Below are 17,589 nucleotides of genomic sequence, written 5' to 3' on the forward strand. Positions count from 1 at the left end.
TGTGGGTGGGTGAGGGAACTTAAGAGAATTGCGGTGCCGTAAAAACTATTGGGAAAAGAGAAGGAAAACTTCAACCCTTGTGCGGGAAGAAGACGACCTTTCCGGTCTTGCCAGCGCGCATGAGCTCGAAGGCCTCCTCAAACTTGTCGAAGCCCTTGTACTTGTGGGTGATTACCGGGTCAAGGTTGAGCTTTCCGCTCTGGATGAGGCTTGAGACTGTGTACCAGGTCTCCCAGAGGTGCCTTCCGGTGATGCCGTGTACTTCAAGGGCCTTGAAGATCATGAGGTTGTTGAAGTCGAGCGTAACGTCCCTCGGGAAGAGGCCGAGCAGGGAAACCCTTCCTCCCGGGGTGGTCGCTTTAAGACCCTGCTCAAGGGCTTTGGGAGCTCCGCTGAACTCGAGGAAGACCTCAACCCCGGCGCCGTCGGTTATGTCCATCACGGCCTTGACCGGGTCCTCCTCGAAGGGATTGATGACGTAGTCGGCGCCGACCTTTTTCGCTAGCTCCCTTCTGAACTCGCTCGGCTCGCTCACGATGACGGGATAAGCGCCGCTCGCCTTCGCAACCGCTATTCCAAGGAGTCCGAGCGGGCCAGCTCCGGTGATGAGCGTGCTCCTCCCCGCTATCGGTCCAGCCAGGACGGTATCGACGGCGTTTCCGAGGGGCTCCTGGAGGGAGGCGTACTCCGGAGGCATGTCCTTCGGGTTCTTCCAGGCGTTCTGGGCAGGGACTATGGCGTACTCGGCGAAGACGCCGTCCATGTCAACGCCAAATATCTTCGTGTTCTGGCAGACGTGGTAGCGGTTGTGCTTGCACGCGTAGCACTTGCCGCAGACGATGTGGGTCTCGACGCTTATGTAGTCGCCCTCCTGGAGGGTGTCAACGCCGGGGCCGACTTCAACGACCTCCCCAGCCACTTCGTGACCCATTATCTGGGGCGGCTTTATTCTGCTCTGCGCCCATTCGTTCCACTCGTAGATGTGAAGGTCAGTACCGCAGATGCTCGTCGCCAGAACCTTTATGAGAACCTCGCCCGGACCTGGCTTTGGAACGTCAACCTCGACGAGCTCGGCACCGTAAGCCGGCTTGGTTTTCATGATAGCAGGCATTTTTTCAGCCATGGGAATCATCTCCTTAACCTTTCAATGTGTATCTGAACAGGGAGCGATATAAACCTTTTGCGGGGACGAATGGAAGCCAGTGTTCCCCCCGGCCATCGGAAACCTTATATTCCAGGAGTATCTTATTCACGTGGAGGGGTCTAGAAATGGTGCTCATAGTTGTAACAGGGAGGGGTGGTGCCGGGAAGACGACTACTACTGCTAACTTAAGCACTTTTCTTGCAATGAGGGAATACCGTGTTCTCGCCGTTGACGGTGATCTTTACCTTCCCAACCTTGGCTTTCACTTTGGGTTTGACACCGTTAAATACACTCTCCACTCTGTCCTGAAGAATCCAGACATAGACCCGGAGTGGGCGATATACAGGCACCCTCAAACGGGCGTCCACGTCATGCCCGGGAGCACTCAGCTCCAGGACGTTCTTGGAATCTCCCCCAGAAGGCTTGTGGACATCCTCGAGAGGGTTAAGTACAAGTTCGGCGTTATTTTCGTTGACTCCCCCACAGGGATACCCTTTGACACCCTCCCCACCTTTGAAGTTGCGAATTATCAGCTCATAGTCGTTGAGATAGAGCGCTCACCAATATACTCTTTTGAGACCATGGTGGAGAATGAGATCGAGAAGCTGAAGGCCCTGGGAGAGAGGTACAACCTGAACATCGGGGTTATCCTTAACAAGGTTCGTGAGTCTGGGGACGTCGTTGACAAAGTCATCGAGGCTGTTGAGGAAGATCTCAACGTTCCCGTTATAGGGTGGATACCCTTTGATAACAACGTCCCTGAATCCATCAACGTTGGTGTCCCCATCCTGAAGTACCGTCCCAAGAGCGACGCGGCCATAGCCTTCCAGGAGACTGGGGAAGTCCTTGAGGAATGGATATTCGGCTGATTTCAAGTTCTGGAGGGGTGTCCTTATGGATGTGAACTTCGAAGAACTTGTGGAGAAGGTAGCCAATGGGGAAATAAAGCTGCATCAGGTTGAGAAGTACACGAACGGCGACAAGAAGCTCGCCACTGAAATAAGGAGAAAGGCCCTTGAGCGTAAGTTTGGTATCAGCCTCGAGAACATCGGCCACTACTCTATAGACCCCAACAGAGTGATAGGGAAGAACATCGAGAACATGATAGGCGTCGTCCAGATACCCATGGGTGTCGCCGGGCCCCTCAAGATCAACGGGGAATACGCGAAGGGTGAATTCTACATTCCCCTCGCAACAACAGAAGGCGCGCTGGTAGCCTCAGTCAACCGCGGTTGCTCGGCATTGACCGCCGCTGGAGGAGTTAAGACCACCATAATAGGCGACAAGATGACGCGCGCCCCCCTCCTCAAGTGTCCAGATGCGAGGAGGGCTAGGGAAGTTGCAGAGTGGGTCAAGAACAACCTCGACTACCTCCAGGAGAAGGCGGTATCAAATGTCACCAGACACGGGAGGTTGAGGGACGTCAAGCCGTACATAGTGGGCAACAACCTCTACCTCCGCTTCGAGTTCGAGACCGGCGATGCGATGGGTATGAACATGGTCACCATCTCGAGCGAGGAGATAATGAAGGTCATTGAGGAGGAGTTCCCCGACGTTAAGTACCTGGCTCTCTCGGGCAACCTCTGCGTCGACAAGAAGCCCAACGCCATGAACTTCATCAACGGGCGCGGCAAGACGGTCATAGCCGAGGCTTTAATCCCGAGGGAGATAGTCGAGAAGAAGCTGAAGACGACTCCGGAGCTCATAGCCGAAGTCAACTACCGCAAGAACCTCGTCGGTTCTGCCCAGGCAGGAAGCTACGGCTTCAACGCCCACTTTGGGAACATAGTTGGGGCGATATTTTTAGCGACAGGCCAGGACGAAGCTCAGATTACTGAAGGCTCGCACGGCATAACTTTGGCGGAGGTCACACCTGAGGGCGACCTCTACATAAGCGTAACCATGCCGAGCCTTGAGGTAGGAACCGTCGGCGGCGGAACGAGGGTTCCAACTCAAAGGGAAGCTTTGAGCATTATGGGCGTTGCAGGCGGAGGAGATCCGCCCGGAACGAACGCCAAGAAGTTCGCCGAGATAATAGCCGGGGCTGTGCTGGCGGGCGAACTTTCTCTCCTGGCCGCGATAGCCGCCAAGCACCTCGCGAAGGCCCACAAGGAGCTAGGACGTTAAAGCGTTATCCTCTCGAGTTCTCCCTTCTTTTCGGCCTTTTTCAGCATCTGACTCCAGGTTTTGGAGGGCATCACGTTTATCAGTTTGCCCTTCTGCCCCTTGGGACCGAAGAGGTACTCGACGATCGAGAAGAGGGCCCCGAGGATTATCGCACCCCATAGCCCAAGGTTGAAGTAATCGCTGAGGGCCGCGATTACAATGGCGAGTATTCCATCGAGGAGGAACCTCCAGGGGTTGCCTTTCCTAAGCTTTGATTCCGTGATTTTATCCAGTTCGTCCTTGGCGAGAAGGGAGAAGAACTCCCCGGCCTGCTTCGGATGGAACACGTAGACTTTGGGTATCATTTCATTAACTGCGATGATTCTCTTCTCCAGAGGCTGGATGAAGACGTACCTGGAACCGTCCTTCACGTCGAGTATAAGGAGGCTTGTTCTGCCACTAATGCCCTCTGACAGCGTTAAGAAGCTTGCAACGTCGGGATTCTTGAACTCAAGGGCGGAGGGGAACACCTCCTTAACCCTCTCGAGGGGGATGTCCTTTGGAGCGTAGTAAAAAACGATGACCGGCTGAAAAGCATCTACGAGAGACATGTTCCTCCTTACGATTTCACAATTAAAAGTATTTCGGCATCATAAATGAAAATCTCTGGTAGAAAAAACTTGATGTTCTACGATAACATCCGGTTCTTGGTCGTTTAAAACGGGCAAAGAGGAGAACCTGCAGCCGCCTTCTTTTGTAAAATGGAACTACGCCGTAGACTTTAAAAAGTTGCACACTAGTGGACTTACAGGGATGATGACTTATTTCCCTCACTCTGAACCGTGATGAGGAGCCGATGCTCTGACCGTAGAAAATAGAAAGGGGGCTCAGCCCGCTATTTCCTGGATTTTCTTCCTCACGAGCTGGTTGACGAGCTTTCCGTCGGCCCTGCCGCGGAGCTTCGCCATCGCGCGGCCCATTATCATGCCCATTGCGCCCATTCCCTTGGCCTTGATGACGTCGATGTTCTGCTGAACCACCTCGTCTATTATTCTCTCGACTTCCTCTTCGCTGAGAAGGGTTAATCCCTTCTCTTCTGCGACCTGCCTCGCAGTCTTTGTCGGGTTCTTTGCGAGCTCCTTGAATATCTCCTCAAAGGCCTCCTTTGCTATTTTACCCTCAATGTAGAGCTCGAAGGCCTCCCTTATGTGCTCCTCTGTGAGGTTCTCTATCGGAGCTTCTTTCTTCAGTCCCTTGAGAACCACAACCAGTATCGAGGCCACGAGGGACGGCTTGAGGCCCTTCTTCACAAGCTCCTCGAAGAGCTCATCGCGCTCATCGTTGACCAGCGTCTCGGCGAGGCTTTTGTCTATTCTGTACTCCCTGACGAAGCGCTCAACCCTCTCCTGCGGGAGCTCGGGGAGGTTCTCGATGATGCTGCGCTTGAGCTCCTCGGTTATCTCTATCGGGGGCACGTCCGTCTCGGGGTACATCCTCGCCTTTCCCGGGAGCGGGCGCATGTACTCGGTGTTGCCGTCCGGTAAAGCTCTCCTCGTCTCCTCGGGGACGCCCTCTATGGCCTCCTTAGCGCGCTTGACGACCTCGCGCAGGGCCTTCCTTGCGGTCTCCTCCTCGGCCGCGACGAGGACGAAGGCATCATTCTCCCCGAGGTTAAGCTTTTCGATAACTGCATTAACCTCTAATTCTGTAATTCCATAGTTCGGTAATTCATCAATGTGGAAGATTCCGCGCACGTACTTCCTCGCCCTGTTAGCCATTTCGGTGCCCAAACGCCTGCCCGGCTGAATCTCCCTGCCGATCAGCCCGCGGAACCCGGGGAGCTTAACCGCGAGAACCTTTCCACCGTTCTTTATCGCCCTCGCGATTATCTTTGAACCGGTGTTCTGGAACACGTCGGTAACGTCGTGGAACTCTTCGTTAAGGTCTTCCGGCTTAACACCCCTCTCGCGGAGCTCATCGCGTATCTTGAGCAGGTTTACCTGCCTCTCCACCTCGCGCTCGATGATGAGGGGTATCATGTCGAGCTCCTGCACACCTTTAATCTCGACCCTCGCTCCATCCCTGATGGAGACATTGAGGTCCTGCCTGATGGTTCCGAGGCCGCGCTTGACCTTTCTAGTTGCCCTCAAAGCGTCGCCTATGAACTTGGCGACGACCTTTGCCTGCTCCGGGTGGTGGATGTCCGGGGTGGTGGCTATTTCCACGAGCGGGACGCCAAGGCGGTCGAGGCGGTAGATTACCTTCTTCTCGCCCCTCTCAACGATTCTGCAGGCGTCTTCCTCAAGGCAGACCGTCGGGATGCCAACGCTTCCCCAGGGGGTGTCCACCTTCCCCTCCATGCCCACTATGGCCGTCCTCTGGAAGCCGGAAACGTTCGAGCCGTCTATGACGATCTTCCTCATGAAGTGAACCTCGTCAACGGGCACGGCGTTGAGCAGGTAGACTATCTGGAGCGCGGTCTTGAGGGCCTCCTCGTCGGGCCCCCTCGGGGGCTCCTCGTCCATGTAAACCAGGTCGGTGAGCTCGTAGTTGCCCTCGTACACGTAGACCTTCCCCTTCTTGAACTCCTCTAAAGCGGCGGGATCAATCTCGCCGAGCTCGCTCATTGTCGGCCTTAGGCGTCTCTCGAACGTGAAGTCAACGTCCTCGCTGAACTCGCTCGGTACGGGTGAAAACAGCTTCTTCGTGTCGAGCTGCCTGTGAATCTCAAGGCCGACCTTGAGGCCAAGCTCCTCGTAGTTGAACTTCTCAGCCATCCTCATCACCTCAGGTAAGTGTCAAACCTCGTGTAGGGCGTTATCTCGCCGGCGTAGTTCGTCAGCATCATCTCGCGGACTTCCTTCGGGTCGTCGGTGTGGCCGAGAACCCACATCAGCTTGACGTAGGCCGTCTCCGGGAGCATGTCCTCGCACGGAATCACGCCCGCCTTGAGGAGCCTCCTTCCGGTGGAGTAGACGTTGAGGTTGACCCTGCCGTAGAGGCACTGGCTCGTCATGCAAACCGCCATGCCCTCCTCGGTGGCGCGCTCTATCGCTGGGATGATGTCGTTGGGCGTGTGCCCGAGGCCGGTTCCTTCGATCACGAGACCCCTGTAACCCCTGTCAACGAAGAAGTCTATGAGCTCGGAGCTTATTCCGGGCACGACCTTGAGGAGCCCTACGCGCGGCTCCATTCTATCGTCAACCCAGACCTCTCTTTCTCCCCTCTTCCTGTAGTCCTTCCTCAGGAACTCTATCTCCCCTTTCGGCCATACCCTTGCTATGGGCACGTCGTTTATGCTCCTGAAGGCGTCCCTCCTTGAGGTGTGCATCTTCCTGGCCTTGGTGCCGCGGTGGGCTAAACAGTAGGTGTCGCTCGTCTCGCCGTGCATGACTATCGCCACCTCGCCAAAGTCTGCTGTTGCCATCCTGACCGAGCAGATTAGGTTCATGGCAGAATCGCTGCTCGGTCTGTCGGAGCTCCTCTGGGAGCCAACGAATATCACCGGCTTTTCGAGGTCGCGGAGCATGAAGCTCAAAGCGGCCGCACTGTACGCTAAAGTGTCCGTTCCATGGGCGATTACAACCCCGTCCTCGCCCGCGTTCAGGGCCTTCGCCGCCTCGTGGGCCATCCTCTTCCAGTAGTCCGGTTTCATGTCCTCGCTCATGATGTTCATGAGGAGCTTTGGCGTTATGTTTGCTATCTCGAAGATCTCCGGGACAGCTCTGGCCAGCTCCTCCGCGGTGAAGGCCGCGTGAACCGCTCCGGTCTTGTAGTCTATCTTGCTCGCGATGGTTCCGCCCGTTCCCAGTATCGTGACGCCCGGCAGGCCCTCCTTCCTGGGGAGCACCTCTTTGAACGCCACTTCCTCCCCGGGCCTGGCCTTCTCAATGACCTCAACGCTCTCTATGAGCTCTATCCTTACACCCACGTTGTAGCCGTTATCGAGCTTTATCGTAAGGGTCTCTCCGGGGGAGAGCTCGTAGGGCGGCATGACTATGCCCTCGTACCTTATCCTCCTGTCCCCTTCCCTCTTAACGACCGAAACGCGGTCGCCAAGGGAAAGGCCCTTCTCCTTCATGAACGCCTCAACTTTCCTCACGTTATCACCCCTCCGACCTGATGACGCGGGAAGCGTTAAAACGTTAGCGGATTTCGATTTTGAAGCGGGGCTCCTCTATCCAGGACGAGTGGCACCGCGGGCACTTGCTCGGAAGCTTTATCTCCGGCTTGAAGACGAAGCCGCACTTCCTGCACTCTGCGGGCTTTATGAGAAGAACCTTCCCCTCATGTTTGAGCGTTTTGGAGATTGCCTTCAGGTCTTCGAGGATTACCTTTTTGATGCCCTTTCCCCTCATGTCCAGGGCCAGTGCCAGCTCGCTCGGTGAGTAGTCCCTCTCCTCCAAAAGCTTTATTATTCGCTGTCTGCGAGTCATCATCGCGAGACCTTTGGAGCGGATGGGATATAAAGCTTAAGGTGAGAGCATGATAACCGAAAAAGCGGGGAGAGTACTTGAGAAGTACGAGTTGTGCGACCACTGCCTCGGCAGGCTGTTCGCGAGGCTCGGTAAGGGAACCAACGAGGAGAGGGGGAGAGCGATAAGGTTCGTCCTCAACATGGAGCGCGCTGCCGCCGGGTTGCCCCCAATAACCGAGCCGAAAAAATGTGGGCTCTGCGGTAACGTCTTTGAGAGGATTCCCGAGCTTGTGGAGAGGATGAAGGAGGCTTCCGCGGGAATAGAGTTCGATACTTTCCTCGTCGGCTCGCGCTTTCCGGCTGAAGTCCGTGAGAAGGAGGAAGTCATCTGGAGGGAGTTTGGAATCGAAACTGGAGAGCCGATAAACCGCGAGTTCAACCGCGAGCTGGGGAAGGCCTTTGGCCTGGCCACGGGAAAGGACACTGCCCGGAACCCCGATGTTGTCTTCATCGTGGAGCCGTACTCCGCTGAACTCGAGCTCCAGATAAACCCCATCTACGTCTACGGCCGCTACAGAAAGCTTGTCCGCGGCATCCCCCAGACACCCCTGCCGGACTTCGAGGACAGCGTTGCTTCTATAATCTGCAGAGCATTTTCAGGGGCGAGCGGTGGGAAGTGCGTCTTCAAAGGTGCCGGAAGGGAGGACGTTGATGTCAGAATGCTCGGCAACGGCAGGCCCTTCATCGTCGAGATCAAGAGGCCCCGGAGGAGGAAGCTCGACCTTAAATCGATAGCAGAGGAGATAAACGCGAGTGGCAGGGTTGAAGTCCTCGATCTTAGCTTCGTCGCACCAAAGGAAGCCGAGGAAGTCCTCACCAAGAACCACCGCAAGGAATACCTTGCTTTAGTTCTCGTCGAAGACGGCGTAACGCCGGAGGAAGCAGAGGAAGTCGCGAGGAAGCTTAAAGGCTTAGAAATCCACCAGAGAACCCCATGGCGCGTGAGGAAAGTGAGGGCCGATAAAGTGAGGGTCAAGAGGGTTCACGAGGCGGAGGCGAGGTGGCTCGATGAGAAACACTTCGAGCTAAGGCTGGTCACCGACGGCGGCCTCTACATCAAGGAGCTGGTCTCCGGGGATAAAGGCAGGACGAAGCCGAGCGTGAGCGACCTGCTCGGAAAGCCCGCGTGGTGCGAAAGGCTCGACGTTCTGAACATTCTCGACGACTGAAAACTTTATAAACGGTTCCCGCCGATTGGATAGCGAAGCCCTAACAGGCTTAGTCGGTATGCCGAAAAGGTTTGAACACCTGAAAACGTGTTTGCGTCCGTTGCGCGATGAGTAAAACCCTGCGAGGTGATTGGAATGGTTAAGAAAGCCCACAGCTTCAGGAGGAAGACCCGCGGAAAGCTCAGCAAGAGCCCGAGGAGGAGAGGCCTGCCCCCGCTCACCAGGTTCCTTCAGGAGTTCGAGGTCGGGCAGAAGGTTCACATAGTCATAGAGCCGAGCTACCACAGGGGAATGCCCGACCCGAGGTTCCACGGAAGGACCGGAACCGTCGTCGGCAAGCGCGGCGATGCCTACGTCGTTCAGATAAAGGACGGCGGTAAGGTTAAGACCTTCTTCATACACCCGGTCCACCTCAGGGCGCAGAAGGGATGATCGTATGATAGGAAGGAAAAAGCTCGAGGAGCACTACCTAACGATAGCCGAGACCAAGGAGCTCCTCGAGAGGCGTAAGGCGGAGGGCATGGAGGAGAACCCGGAGGAGCCGATGTTCTACGAGGCCAGGGTTAGCCTCGAGCACGCGGAACGCTTCGCCAAGCTCAAGCCGGAGCAGGCGGCTGAGCTGAAGGAGAAGCTCCTCGGCCTCTTTGACTGGATAGACGAGAGGATAGCGGTTAAGCTGATAGACCTCCTCCCAGAGGACTACTTCGACATCCGCGTCATATTTGCCAAGGAGGACTACATGCCTACCAAGGAGGAGGCCGAGGAGATAATAAGGCTCCTCGACGACTACCGTCCCGAGGAGTGATCCTCTCTTCTTTTCTCTTAGACAAAGTATAAAAACTCCGGGAGGGTATAATTTCTGGGGGAGAGACGATGGATAGGTACCGGAGACACTCTTACCGAGAAAGCCTCGACAAGAAGAAGCGGAACGTTGAGTATGAGGAGTACGCGTATGTGCTGGACTACCTGCCGGAGGGCTACACGGATTTAACTACAGGCAGGCGAACCGGCAAGCCCGTTGCACAGGTTATAGGTGAAAAGGCCTTCACCCTACTTGAGGTTGCCCCCAAAGAGGACCTCATGCTCTACGAGAGGGTCTTTATAGGCAAGGGGCCGAGGGACAAGATACTCATGATCAACAAGAAGATCCACTACGATGACCTCACCCCCACTGCAAAGGCCGAGCTGCCCTACGTTGTCGAGGAGATAATCAAGAACAACGAGGAGCGCTTCGTCCAGTTCTTCAACATGGCGCCGCCGATAACGAACAGACTCCACAGCCTCGAGCTCCTTCCGGGGATAGGAAAGAAACACATGTGGGAGATACTAGACGAGCGCAAGAGAGAGCCGTTCAAGAGCTTCAAGGACCTCCACGAGAGGGTGAAAGGACTGCCAGACCCAGTTAAGATGATAACCAAGCGTGTCGTGGAAGAGATTGAGGGCAAGGATCGCTATCGCCTCTTCGTAGGATCAAGGAGGCTATTCCGCGTATGAGGGAGCGCCTTTTCTATTTAATTTCCAAGTACAACCTGAAACCGAACAGAAACCTCGGGCAGAACTTTCTTATCGTGCCCGATATAATAGAGAGAAACGTTGAGAGGGCGGGGCTCAGCGAGAAGGATACTGTCCTCGAAGTCGGCCCTGGCCTCGGGGTTTTAACAGATGCCCTCGCAGGGAGAGCCGGAAAGGTCTATGCAATCGAGAAGGATTCCCTGCTGGTTAAAATCCTCCGCAATGAATATGACTGGCCCAACGTGGAGATAATCGAGGGCGACGCACTCAAGGTTCCCTTTCCAGAGTTCAATAAAATTGTCTCCAACCTCCCCTACCAGATTTCCTCCCCGGTAACGTTCCGCTTCTTGAAGCACGAGTTCGAGAGGGCGGTTCTGATATACCAGCTTGAGTTCGCGCAGAGGATGGTGGCAAAACCGGGAGAAAAAAACTACTCCCGTCTCTCGCTTATGATCCGGGCAAAAGCCCACGCTGAAATCGCCGAACGCATAGGCAGAGGCGCCTTCTGGCCGAAGCCTGAGGTTGACTCAGCGGTGGTGATTTTGGAACCCAAACCGCCTGAAGAACGTATAGAGCTGGATGAAAACCTCGTGAGGGCACTCTTCCAGCACAGGAGAAGCACCGTTCTCTCGGCCCTCAAGAAGTCGCATCATATGCTGGGACTGACCAAGGAAGAGTTTAAACGGGTTAAGGGCATACTTTCGAGGATACCACACGCTAACGAGAGGGTGTTTCAGCTCTCCCCTGAGGACGTTTGGGAAATCGAAGAGTTCCTCGGGGAGGAGGGGATCATCCCCCTGACTCCTCGAGTGACTCTTTGAGGGCCTTGAGCCTGAGGTAGTGCCCATTTTCAATGCTGGCCAGGTGTTCAAACAGCTCCCTGGTCTTCCCGGAGGACTTTTCCGCCAGGCACCTGTATATCTCCTGCGCCATCCTCTCGCTTTCCATCAAGACTGATATCAGATCCCCGAGCCTTCCGCTCCTGATGTACCTCTCCAACTCTCCCATAGATAGCTCGAGTTCTATGCCCGGTATCCCGGTATCGATGAGTTTCTCACCCCCGTACGTGCGCCTGTACTCCTTAAGAAGAAGTTCAGCGTGTTCCAGGCTTTCTCTGGCCAGTTCTTCAAAAAGTTTTGGTATCTTCGGGTCCCAGCTGTACTCCCTCACAATCTCCGCCAGAGTGTTGTAGGTCTCGGCTTCGTCCAGCTCCGCGTTTATCCAGTATGAGAGAAGTTCCTGCGGGCTGAGCCTTTTCAGCTTGTCAATTATTGACTGCAGGTTCCGTTTTTCCTCCCCAGAAAACTTCAGCTCCATTGCGCCCACCATCGGATATAATCCACTTATCTTTTTAAACCCCTCTCACGAACCAGCAAGCATGATAGTCGCTATCATCGACGGCTACACTGATGAACCCGCAGGCCTGGGGGTCCCTCCCTACCTGGGTATTTACCCACGCTACGCCTACGGCGCTATAAAAAAGGCCAGGAAAGACGCCAGGGTCTTTTATCTGACCATAGATGACCTGAGGGCTGCTTTCGAGGGTGAGAATGGGATTGCCACCAAGAATAAGACTCCAAACTTCCCAAAGGCCAGGGAAATTCTGGAAAAGGCAGACGTCATCATATACATCGGTGGCCTCCACACGCCGGGGAAGTACCTCTCTGCCGTTCCGTCCCAGGTTGAAGAGGTGGCGAGGTTCATCAAACCTTTCGGCGGCGTTAAAATCCTCGGCGGGCCGGCTTTCATGGGCTCCGCCCATGCTGGTGGGACAAAGATAACCTCCCGGGAACTCTTGCTTGCCCAGTCTATCTTTGACCACATCGTTTACGGTGACCTTGAGGCGTTCCTGTTTGACTACTTAACGAACCCAAAAGACGCAGACCCCTTCCGCTTCAGGAACTACAATGAATTAAGGGATTATGCAATTATTGGTGCTGAGGTGGTCAAGCAGTTCCCGGACTTTCCGGATTTTGTGATAGTTGAAATTGAAACCCAGCGGGGCTGTCCAAAGGCTATGGGCATTGGGGGTTGCTCCTTCTGCACCGAGCCGGTTCGCTACAGAACCGTTGAAGACCGGCCGATTGAAGACATCGTTGCTGAGGTCAAGGCCCTCTACGACCTCGGCGTGAGACACTTCAGGGTTGGACGACAGAGCTGCATCTTCTCCTACATGGCGAAGCCCAACGGGCGCGTCCCAGTCCCCAACCCGGATGCCCTTGAGAAGCTTTTCAGGGGGATACGCTCGGTTGCCCTTGATGTCAAAACCCTCCACGTTGACAACGCGAATCCGGCAGTTATAGCCAACTATCCAGAGGAGAGCATAAGAATCGCCAAAGCGCTCATAAAATACGGCACTCCCGGCAACGTCGTTGCCTTCGGCCTTGAAAGCGCCGACCCGAAGATTGCCAGGCTTAACAACCTGAACGCAACCGCGGAGGAAACCTATGAAGCAGTAAGGATTCTCAACGAGGTCGGCGCGAGGAGAGGTCCAAACGGAATGCCCTGGCTCCTGCCGGGGATAAACATAATCTTCGGCCTTCCGGGCGAGACAAAGAAGAGCTATGAATTAACGTTCCAGCTCCTTAAGAGGCTCCTCGATGATGGCCTCATGGTCAGGAGAATAAACATCCGGCAGGTAGTAGTCTTTCCCGGAACTCCCCTCTGGCACCTCAGGAGCAAAATCAAAACCGAGAAACACAAGAAGCTCATCCAGCACTACAAGTACAAGATAAGGCACGAGATAGACCTTCCGATGCTCAGGCGCGTCGTTCCCGTCGGCACGATTCTGCGCGATGTCAGGGCAGAGGTTTTCGACAATGGCCTCACCTACGGCAGGCAGATAGGGAGCTACCCTCTCATAGTCGGCATCCCCAAGGAGATGCCTCTCAACAGGTTCTACGACGTCCTAATAGTGGATCACGGGTTCAGAAGCATAACCGGGATCCCGGTTCCGATAAACGTTAACACTGAGTCTCCCAGGGTTCTTGGCTATCTCCCAGGCATTGGCAAGAAGAGGGCTGTAAAAATCCTGGCATCAAGACCGTTCAGAACGAAGGAGGAGTTTTTCAGCGTTGCTGATGGAAAAAATAGAGAGATGCTGGAGGGGTTGATCACCCTGTAGCTGTGGAGTTGTTCTCCGGCCAGCTGAAGTTAATTGCTTTTTCAATTAGGGCTATCTCTGCCCTGAGTGCATCGTCGGTTTTTCCTTCAATCACCACCAACCCTTGTTTTGGAATGATTATCCTATTGGACTCACTTCCTTCAGCGGGGCCTAGTAGTATTACTGCAAGGTGCTTTTCGTTGCCTATGGTTCCAAGGCCTATCTGGGCTTTTGTGAAGAAGGCCAAGTAGGCTTTTCCGTAACGCTTAGTGGTCTCTTTGAATGCATACGCTTTTGCCTCACTTTCGCTCATTCCTTGGGAAAGTCCCTCGTAGTAAAAGTGATCCTTAAAGATGTTGGACGCCATTGCCGTGATTTCGGTGACTGCTGCTGCTCTCTCTGCACAGTTGCCTGGGAACATTGAAGGGTCTGTGGAGCACGTTTTTACTTCTGTACTTCCCATGATTATTGTAAATCTCTCGTACCTTGATCTAAACGTGAGGTTCATGTCGGTTCCGAGATCTCCAGTTATTCCCGTAATAATTGTGACCGGATATATTTTTGAGCCAGTTGGGGGGGACCAGTTTCCACTCTGAGTTAAATTTAGGAATGTCCTTGCGGATATGATAACGTAGTTTGTGCTCTCTGGAGGCTTTATAACAACAAACTGGTAGGAAACCGCGTTAGGTTTGGGAGCAATCTGCTCGTCAAACTTCGTGTATCCATAGCCTATATAGGATATTGGTAAGAGGACCAATACAAGGATTACAATGGCTCCAATGAACTTCTTGTTCACTTCCCAGACCTCCAGAATTGGTTAATGTTAGAAGATTAAAAAGTTTAAGATCAAGAAGAAAAGAAAGTTCAGAGGCCAGCGAGGTACTCCATGAGGGCCTCTGCGGCGGCCTGGGTACCTTCTCTGTCAGTACCGGCAACGAGGACGACACCGTAGCCGTTGATGTCGCTGACCTCGGCGATGTACTTGATGACGCCGCTGTCAGCGCCGGTGCCGTACTCGCTCTCCCAGCCGTCGTAGTCGGTCGGGATCTCAAGCTTCTCAGCGAGGGCCGCTGCAACGCTGTTGACCACTGGACCACCGACGAGTATCAGGTTGCTGTCAACACTCTCGAGGCCTGCCTCCATGATCTCAGTGTCGAGGACGGTTATCGGCTTGGCCTCTCCTGGGGTGACCTGGGTGTACTTCTCAGCGGTTATGGCATCAACGATCCAGCCAGTGTGCTCATTGTCGGCGGCTCCAACCTCGTCGCCGACTTCCAGGGTCTCGTAGATGTAGTACGGGTACGGGTCGATGACGACCTCTGCGTTGACGAGATATTTGGTGAACTCGTCGTCTCCCTTGACACAGTTGACTTCCTTGGCAGTGTAGACATAGTCAATCTCATAGGTGTTGAATATGTCTATCGTCTCACCCTCGATGGGTTCGCTGTTGACGAAGGTTATCTTGTCGATGTATTTGTAGCCAGCGCTGTCTTCCTTGATGTCGAGGTGGGTAACGTATCCTGGAGCGAGGCTGTATTTCTCGCTGCCGCTTACGACTTTGCCCTCCTCAACCTTTACGCTGAGTTTTGCTATGACGTCCTGGGTAGCACCAATAAAGGCGTCCTCCACAGTAACGTAGAGGCCACCGAGCTTGGTGGTGTCACCGACCTTGACTGAGCGGATAACCGGCTCACCGCCGACTTCACTGAGCTGGAGGAGGACCTTCTGCTCGAAGATGTTTATGTCGAGTACCTTTAGGACGTAGTCGTCGAAGGTCTTCTCATCTCCGACCTTGTACCACTGTGAGCCGTAGTCAACACCGTAGGTGAAGTAGTCGTCTCCAATGTCAAGTATGCTGACAGTCTTTTCGAACGGAACGATGGTCAGAGTGTCTCCTTCGTAGGCGCCGTTAACGTGTCCGTCACTTGAGGCGGTTGGGTACTCACCCGCCACATCTGGGTCGCCTCCGAGGTACTCACAGTATGGGTTGCTGCAGTATTGGTAGGTTACTACGTCGTAGCCGAGGTCAACGGTTATGCTGATGCCGCCCTCGGGTATTACCACCGTAGCGTCTTCTGGCGGAACGATGTTCTTGTCGACATACTTCTTGAGGTCCTTTATCTCTATCTGGGATATCTCAAAGGTGGCCTCCTCTGAGTAGGTGTCGGGGTAGTCGCCCTGGTGGGTATTCCATTCGATGAAGTTTGACACGATGCCTGGTCCTATGGTCTCCTCGTCCCAGGTGCCATCTGCCCAGTAGCTGTCTCCGAACTTGCCGTATCCACGCTCGGTGTTCTCTTCCCATACAACGCTCTCGAAGGTTACACCCTCAGATACGAGATCAACTGATATTTCAATGGACTCCATGCTGAACTCCAAGTCTGCAAGGACTTCATCATTGAGATCAACAACGACATCCTGGTCAACTATTATGTCGCTTCCTGGAATCGTGCTGATGTGGAGGGTCACTTCTCCATCTCCGAGATCGATGTCTTCCACAGTCACGTTAAAGTCTCCAACGAGGAACCACTCTCCCTCGGCAAGGGTGTCCCAGTCGCCAAGGCGAACGGATATGGTGTTTGGCCTGCTTCCAACGTAGTTTACGTACATGTCGAATGTTACACTGCCAACTGAGGTTGGGACTCCCATGTGCTGCTGCTCATCCGTGAGCATTACGAACTCTCTGTACCAATCCACAAGGGTCTTGACTCCATTGTAGTACACGGACTCTATGGCTATCTTGACGTTGTCCTCATTGGTGTCAACGTCCTTTATTTCAAATGTGACGTTGCCAGGTATTACAGTGGTTATGTTGACGTTGTCCTGAACCTCACCCTCTTTCAGGTCCAGGTAGGTCGAGGCTGGGAACGAGTTCGTGGTGTACTCGTTCTGGTATCCTCCAATGGCACTAAGGTCGAAGTTGAGACGCATGTAATCAACGGCTGGATTTCCTGTCTGGTTCATTTCGACTACCTGGAAGTCAAAGATACCCTCATCAGTGTAGAACTCGATGATGTCCCCAATTGTAAGCCCAGTGAAGGTTGTGCTGTTCCCAGTAACTGTAACTTGCTGTCCATTGAGGTATACCTCATTGACAGTAACTGAAGTGTTGTCCCAGCTAATTGTCAGGTCTCCAGTGTCACCAACTGGATCAATGTTTGAGGCATTGAACTTGAAGTAGTGTCCCGTGTACCCCTCTGTGGTAAGGTCTGCTATAAGCTTCTCGCCCTCAGCGAGGGTTAGTGGGCTCTGGTCATCGTCCTTGGGGGCAAACTGGAGGTTCGGGTTGGTTTCGAGGATAAGGTTAACGATGTCTCCAGTCTCAGGGTCACTTGCCATTATTGGCAGTGTTATATCTCCTGAGGGGGTTATCTCTCCTTCATATTCGGGCACAACTTCGAGTATCTGGGTCTCACCGAGCTTGAGAGCGTATGTCTTTCCATCAATGTCGAGCACCACAGTCCCAGTATCCTCTCCTAGGTTGTAGTACTTGAGAACCTTGTACTCCCTACCGTCGGGCCCAGTTACTGCACTTCCATCAAGAGGAACCTGCACTTCGCCTGCAGAGGTCATTAGCTTGACTGCAACTGGAACGTCCCCGGTGTAGAGCGGAACTCCATACCAGTTGTATTCCCATTCGCTCTTGTATTCCTCGGGGTCCTGGTAGGCGTCCTCGCTTATAACGGCGTACTTACCGAGGACGTCCCCTCCGAAGACTGGCAGGTCGGCAATGTCCCAGTCCCCTGAGATGTCCTTCTTGAGAACAACGCTAGTGCCGTTAGCATCGACTTCCTTCTCGGTGTAAAGCATACTTCCGATAGCGACTGCTATGTCCGCGGCGCTTGCAACATCAAGTGCAGCACCCTGGCTTCCAACGACGATTTTAACATTTGGCTGTCCGTCTTTAACAAAGAAGTCCTTCGGAATCTCTGGGACGGTTGGCTGCGCACTTGCGAACCCTATAGTGGCGCCAACCATGGCGGCGCCAACGGCGAGGGCCGCAATCTTCTTCACCTTCATTTCTCAACACCTCCTTGGCTTTGGGCTTTACGCCCCAAGGTGGTCCCTACCACGTACT

The 17,589-nt window shown here is 54.1% G+C and carries 16 protein-coding genes; 8 read left to right on the top strand and 8 right to left on the bottom strand.

Annotated elements, in window-relative coordinates; genetic code table 11:
- Nucleotides 1–70: 70 nt before the first annotated feature.
- Nucleotides 71–1,123, bottom strand: a complete 1,053-nt coding sequence (tdh, locus tag A3L08_RS05685; RefSeq protein ID WP_088854096.1) for an L-threonine 3-dehydrogenase — start codon at nt 1,121–1,123, stop codon at nt 71–73.
- Between the two features lie 146 nt (nt 1,124–1,269).
- Here tdh and A3L08_RS05690 point away from each other — a divergent pair, with 146 nt between their 5' ends.
- Together A3L08_RS05690 and hmgA are read left to right on the top strand one after the other, a co-directional pair.
- A complete protein-coding gene (locus A3L08_RS05690; protein WP_088854097.1) occupies nt 1,270–2,013 on the top strand; it encodes a MinD/ParA family ATP-binding protein in 744 nt (247 codons plus the stop codon).
- Between the two features lie 25 nt (nt 2,014–2,038).
- Nucleotides 2,039–3,271, top strand: coding sequence for a hydroxymethylglutaryl-CoA reductase (NADPH) (hmgA, locus tag A3L08_RS05695; protein ID WP_394335130.1), 1,233 nt, complete (start codon nt 2,039–2,041; stop codon nt 3,269–3,271).
- On the opposite strand, the gene A3L08_RS05700 is transcribed toward hmgA, so the two are convergent.
- The 4 genes from A3L08_RS05700 to A3L08_RS05715 form a co-directional block, all read right to left on the bottom strand.
- Nucleotides 3,268–3,861 (bottom strand): hypothetical protein, encoded by a 594-nt coding sequence (locus A3L08_RS05700; RefSeq protein WP_088854098.1) that lies wholly within the window; start codon nt 3,859–3,861, stop codon nt 3,268–3,270. The two genes, hmgA and A3L08_RS05700, sit on opposite strands and share 4 nt — an antisense overlap.
- Before the next feature lie 276 nt (nt 3,862–4,137).
- A complete protein-coding gene (gatE, locus tag A3L08_RS05705) occupies nt 4,138–6,027 on the bottom strand; it encodes a Glu-tRNA(Gln) amidotransferase subunit GatE (protein WP_088854099.1) in 1,890 nt (629 codons plus the stop codon).
- A 5-nt stretch (nt 6,028–6,032) separates the two neighbouring features.
- Nucleotides 6,033–7,331 carry a Glu-tRNA(Gln) amidotransferase subunit GatD gene (gene gatD / locus A3L08_RS05710; protein WP_198362148.1) on the bottom strand — a complete coding sequence of 433 codons (1,299 nt, stop codon included), beginning with the start codon at nt 7,329–7,331 and terminating at the stop codon, nt 6,033–6,035.
- A 64-nt stretch (nt 7,332–7,395) separates the two neighbouring features.
- A complete protein-coding gene (locus tag A3L08_RS05715) occupies nt 7,396–7,689 on the bottom strand; it encodes a transcriptional regulator (RefSeq protein WP_088854101.1) in 294 nt (97 codons plus the stop codon).
- Nucleotides 7,690–7,735: 46 nt separating this feature from the next.
- On the opposite strand from A3L08_RS05715, the gene A3L08_RS05720 reads away from it, so the two are divergent.
- The 5 genes from A3L08_RS05720 (at nt 7,736) to rsmA (ending at nt 11,229) form a co-directional block, all read left to right on the top strand.
- Entirely contained in the window at nt 7,736–8,896 is a 1,161-nt protein-coding gene (locus A3L08_RS05720; RefSeq protein ID WP_088854102.1) for a tRNA pseudouridine(54/55) synthase Pus10, read from the top strand.
- A 135-nt stretch (nt 8,897–9,031) separates the two neighbouring features.
- Nucleotides 9,032–9,328, top strand: coding sequence for a 50S ribosomal protein L21e (locus A3L08_RS05725; RefSeq protein WP_088854103.1), 297 nt, complete (start codon nt 9,032–9,034; stop codon nt 9,326–9,328).
- Nucleotides 9,329–9,332: 4 nt separating this feature from the next.
- Nucleotides 9,333–9,701, top strand: coding sequence for an RNA polymerase Rpb4 family protein (locus A3L08_RS05730; RefSeq protein ID WP_088854104.1), 369 nt, complete (start codon nt 9,333–9,335; stop codon nt 9,699–9,701).
- A 68-nt stretch (nt 9,702–9,769) separates the two neighbouring features.
- The gene (locus A3L08_RS05735) at nt 9,770–10,390 is read left to right on the top strand and encodes a DUF655 domain-containing protein (protein WP_088854105.1); all 621 of its coding nucleotides are present in this window, start codon (nt 9,770–9,772) and stop codon (nt 10,388–10,390) included.
- On the top strand, nt 10,387–11,229 hold the full coding sequence (gene rsmA / locus A3L08_RS05740; RefSeq protein ID WP_088854106.1) for a 16S rRNA (adenine(1518)-N(6)/adenine(1519)-N(6))-dimethyltransferase RsmA: 843 nt from the start codon (nt 10,387–10,389) through the stop codon (nt 11,227–11,229). Before A3L08_RS05735 ends, rsmA begins: the two co-directional genes overlap by 4 nt.
- Here rsmA and A3L08_RS05745 read toward each other — a convergent pair.
- Nucleotides 11,198–11,737 carry a ferritin-like domain-containing protein gene (locus A3L08_RS05745; protein ID WP_088854107.1) on the bottom strand — a complete coding sequence of 180 codons (540 nt, stop codon included), beginning with the start codon at nt 11,735–11,737 and terminating at the stop codon, nt 11,198–11,200. The two genes, rsmA and A3L08_RS05745, sit on opposite strands and share 32 nt — an antisense overlap.
- A 49-nt stretch (nt 11,738–11,786) precedes the next feature.
- On the opposite strand from A3L08_RS05745, the gene A3L08_RS05750 reads away from it, so the two are divergent.
- Complete coding sequence (locus tag A3L08_RS05750; protein WP_088854108.1) at nt 11,787–13,532, top strand: radical SAM protein; 1,746 nt, start codon at nt 11,787–11,789, stop codon at nt 13,530–13,532.
- Here the strand turns inward: A3L08_RS05750 and A3L08_RS05755 are convergent.
- Entirely contained in the window at nt 13,522–14,307 is a 786-nt protein-coding gene (locus A3L08_RS05755; protein WP_088854109.1) for a hypothetical protein, read from the bottom strand. The genes A3L08_RS05750 and A3L08_RS05755 overlap by 11 nt on opposite strands.
- A 68-nt stretch (nt 14,308–14,375) precedes the next feature.
- Nucleotides 14,376–17,531: an S-layer protein gene (locus A3L08_RS10245; protein ID WP_088854110.1), complete on the bottom strand. Its 3,156-nt coding sequence runs from the start codon at nt 17,529–17,531 to the stop codon at nt 14,376–14,378.
- Between the last annotated feature and the right edge of the window lie 58 nt (nt 17,532–17,589).

It is taken from the genome of Thermococcus pacificus (genome assembly GCF_002214485.1).
Lineage (GTDB): Archaea > Methanobacteriota_B > Thermococci > Thermococcales > Thermococcaceae > Thermococcus > Thermococcus pacificus.